At 37.2% G+C, this 3,596-nt stretch carries 3 protein-coding genes; 1 reads left to right on the top strand and 2 read right to left on the bottom strand.

Translation table 11 applies throughout. The annotated features are described in order from the left end of the window. Nucleotides 1–153: 153 nt before the first annotated feature. Both ACY651_RS16680 and ACY651_RS16675 read right to left on the bottom strand, forming a co-directional pair. Nucleotides 154–1,578 carry a T9SS type A sorting domain-containing protein gene (locus tag ACY651_RS16680; RefSeq protein WP_462254628.1) on the bottom strand — a complete coding sequence of 475 codons (1,425 nt, stop codon included), beginning with the start codon at nucleotides 1,576–1,578 and terminating at the stop codon, nucleotides 154–156. 37 nt (nucleotides 1,579–1,615) lie between these two features. Beyond that, nucleotides 1,616–2,527: an exosporium glycoprotein BclB-related protein gene (locus ACY651_RS16675; RefSeq protein ID WP_462254627.1), complete on the bottom strand. Its 912-nt coding sequence runs from the start codon at nucleotides 2,525–2,527 to the stop codon at nucleotides 1,616–1,618. 322 nt (nucleotides 2,528–2,849) lie between these two features. On the opposite strand from ACY651_RS16675, the gene ACY651_RS16670 reads away from it, so the two are divergent. Next, nucleotides 2,850–3,596 (top strand): lectin-like domain-containing protein (locus tag ACY651_RS16670; RefSeq protein WP_462254626.1); only part of this gene is annotated, 747 nt, incomplete at its 3' end.

The following is a 3,596-nucleotide window of genomic DNA, read 5'->3' as shown; positions in this document are numbered from 1 at the left end:
CCACTATGCTTAGCGAAGCAAACGCTTTAAAAGCAATTGCAGACGGTGTAGCAAAAAAAGGCTGGTAAATTTTTCATTTAAGTTTAATAACCACATTAAAAAGAGGCTGTTTTTTAAAACAGCCTCTTTTATTTTTATTCTATCCAAAAAGTATTAGTTTCTGATTACCCTGAAACTTGATACGCCATTATTGCCTTTAACAATAATTGTATAAACCCCTGCGGCAAATTCTTTTAAACTTACCTGTTGCTTTCCTGGCTGCAACTTATTGTTTTCAAAAACTATTTGCCCGCTGCCATTAACAACAGTTAATTTGCTTTCAGCAAAATTTTGTGGCAATGAAATGGTTACTGCATCGGATGTAATAGTTGGATACACCTGTATTTGTTTTTTACCGCAGCTTACATTAATATTTTTAGAAGCGGTGTACACTACGCTGCCGTTAATATTTTCCGACATTACCCTGTAAATATTACTGCCCTCAAAAGCTTTTGCATCGGTAAAATAATAATTGGATACAACGCTTGATTGCTTTGGTAAACACTCATACACTATTTCCCATTTACCATTAACCAGTTTTTGTAAATAGTATTTTTTTATCGAACCTTCTGCATCAGCTGCCCATTTAATGGCTACTTCGCAAGATGAGTTTACATAGCCGTCAAAACTGTTAAGCAATATTGGCAAAGCAGATGCTTCGGATGCAAAAGTAAAAGGGCTGTAACTGTTTACCATTATGCTGGTAACCGAGCCTGTTACTGTATTACCAGTTCCAACGCCACCCTCACTTATCCAGCTGGCACCTGTAAAATGCCCTACTCTTAAACCGGCAGGTATGGTATGGTTTAATGGATTTCGGGCATCGTTCCATTTAAGGGTAATGTTAGCGCCTGATGCCCCCGATGTTCTGTCTAGTGTCCAGTATTCTTTATCAAACACACTTACCAACGGTGCTGTTACAGCTAAAGAAGAATAACCTGCACCAAAATATTTGCATTGAAAAACTGAGGTTGTACTTAAATTATCAATATCTAAATCGGCTTTTAAAGTGCCATTACCAATGGGATACGTAAAATTGGTATTGCCTTCTTTTGAGCAGTAACCAATAATATGTTTATCATCGCCATAACCGGTATAAGTACTGTTAGCCCTGAAATATACATCCTGTAAAGCAGTGCCGCTGGTTACTTTGCCATTTACAAAACTTAAATTGCCACCGGTGCCGTCGCCCACTTCCACCCTGTTTTGCAGTGTAATATTATTGGTGTTGTCAACTATCCAGTTGTACGTTCTAAAAGGGCTGCTGCCCGAAACAATTTGTGTTACCGAACCATCCGTCCACAGTTTGCCGGTAATGATGGCCATGTTAACTTCATCATTAATTAAGCCCTGCCTTACAAATAAATTGCCGGCAATATTTTGTAAAGCAGCGCCTGCATTGTTATATAAAGCGCCGCTGATAAAAACAGTATCCGCAGGTGTCGTTATAAACAATTGGCCCGAGTTGTATAAATTGGTTTGGGCATTCAGGGTACTGTTTACCGTAAACAATCCCAAAAAATATAATAAATATTTCATTTTTTAAATTTAGAAGTGAGTGATGTTGCAAATGTTATTAATCGATAGAAACGCCTGCACTTGCATAACCATCAACACTTGTAATTAAAGAAACGCCTGCTGCAGTAGTAGAAAACACTAATAAAAATCTTGATTGTGCTGTTACCGGAATAGATAAGCCATTAAGAATACCCGAACTGGTTGTACCTAAACTTAAAATACCTGTTAATGCAGGAGTAAGGGTTACTACAGCACCAGGTACCGGCGAAAAATTATTACTGCTGATACTGTTGCTTTGATAAAGCTGTGCCCTAACTGTTACGGTTGTACCAATTAATGATAAAGCAGCAGTGGTAGAAAAGAAAGCACTTAAAGATTTAATGGTACCATTTCTTGGAACTGTAAAACCAAAATTTATGTTTATGCCTGTACCACCGGTTACATCAATAGAGCCGGATGATAATGCAATACCAGATAATGAATTACCAAAACCAACCATAGCACCTGTACCAGCCAAACCACCTGCAATTGTGGTTAATGTAACGGGTAAGCTTGATGCATAAGGAATAATAGTTGATGTATTTACATTAGGAACATTAATAGGGTTAATGCTGCGCCAGTTACCATTGCTGTAAATAAATTCGCCAGCCTGACCGCTGGGTACCGTTATTGAATTTAAAATACTGCCAAAGCCACCAACAGTATTATTAAATATAATTAAGCGCTGGCCTGCATTAGGTGCAGCCGGTGCAGATATACTTATTGAACCTGTAGCTGTACCAATTAATTGTACTAAAGAGGTGTTAGCAGGTACAGTTGCTGAGTTAGAACTTACAGTAACTTCTGTTTCCCTGTTAGTAATGGCTCCGTTTACATCTAAAGTAGTACCGGGTGTTGTTGTACCAATACCAACCTGTGCAATGGAGGTAAAAGATTTTAAAATAAACAGGCAAAGGATAATTTTTTTCATTGTTAGGATTTTAATTTTTTTAAGTTAGATAATGTGTAAATGTGAAAGCGGAACGGGTAGGTTTTTTTTATATTGCCTAAAATTTAAAATGTAGTAGAAGTTCTATACTTAAAGTAAATTTATATACCCGATGCAGGCAGGGAAAGACTTTTTTAAATAAATCTTTTATTTGCGTTAAGCAGAACGGTATCTGCCTTTTATAATTTATAAATTAGCTGATTATTATATCGGCTTCGGTACTAATTATTAATTAAAACCCAATCATTTTCCCTGTCTTAAAAAAAATCAGCGCCAACAGCTTAAATAAATTTAATTTTATAGGGTGATAACTGCTTTAGTAAAACAAATTTTATGTTTACTGCTGATAATAACTATCAGCCCGAACACGCTGGCACAATACACCCTTAATGGCAGTGCTACACAGGATGCCTGTAATGAATATACCTTAACACGTGCAGTAAATAATCAAAGTGGTTCTGTGTGGAACAATAATAAAATCAATCTTAGTCAGTCTTTCAATTTTAATTTTGATGTTTTTCTGGGGGCTTCCAGCAGCCCCGGTGCAGATGGAATTGTATTTGTATTGCAACCTATAAGTACCAGTGTGGGAACTACCGGAGGAGGGCTGGGGTATGAAGGTGTTACACCGGCAGTAGGTGTTACCATTGATACCTGGCAAAATTTTAATAATAACGACCCTGTGTTTGATCATATCGCCATACAGTTAAATGGCGACCTTAACCATAATACCGCAAATAATATTGCAGGGCCTGTTCCTGCATCAATTTTGAGCGGTACCGATAATATTGAAGATAGTAGCTGGCATTCGCTCCGTATTGAGTGGAATGCTGTTACCAAAACATTATCGGCTTATATTGATGGCGTTTTAAAGGTTACTGCAACAAAAGATTTTGTAACAGATATTTTTGCAGGAGATCCATTGGTGTATTGGGGCTTTACCGGCAGTACTGGCGGAGAAAATAATCTTCAAAAATTTAAAACAGCATTAAACCCTTCTTTTAGTTTTAGTCCTGCACAAAAAAGATGTATTAATGAACCGGTAACTTTT

Origin of the sequence: Ferruginibacter sp. (assembly GCF_031391665.1) — a bacterium.
GTDB lineage: Bacteria > Bacteroidota > Bacteroidia > Chitinophagales > Chitinophagaceae > Ferruginibacter.
Note: the sequence above shows the minus strand (reverse complement) of the source record. Positions and strands in the feature narration are given on the sequence as shown.

Coding starts and splice junctions, on each gene's coding strand:
- ACY651_RS16680 (WP_462254628.1), bottom strand. CDS start 1,578: ATGAAATATTTATTATATTTTTTGGGATTGTTTACGGTAAACAGTACC.
- ACY651_RS16675 (WP_462254627.1), bottom strand. CDS start 2,527: ATGAAAAAAATTATCCTTTGCCTGTTTATTTTAAAATCTTTTACCTCC.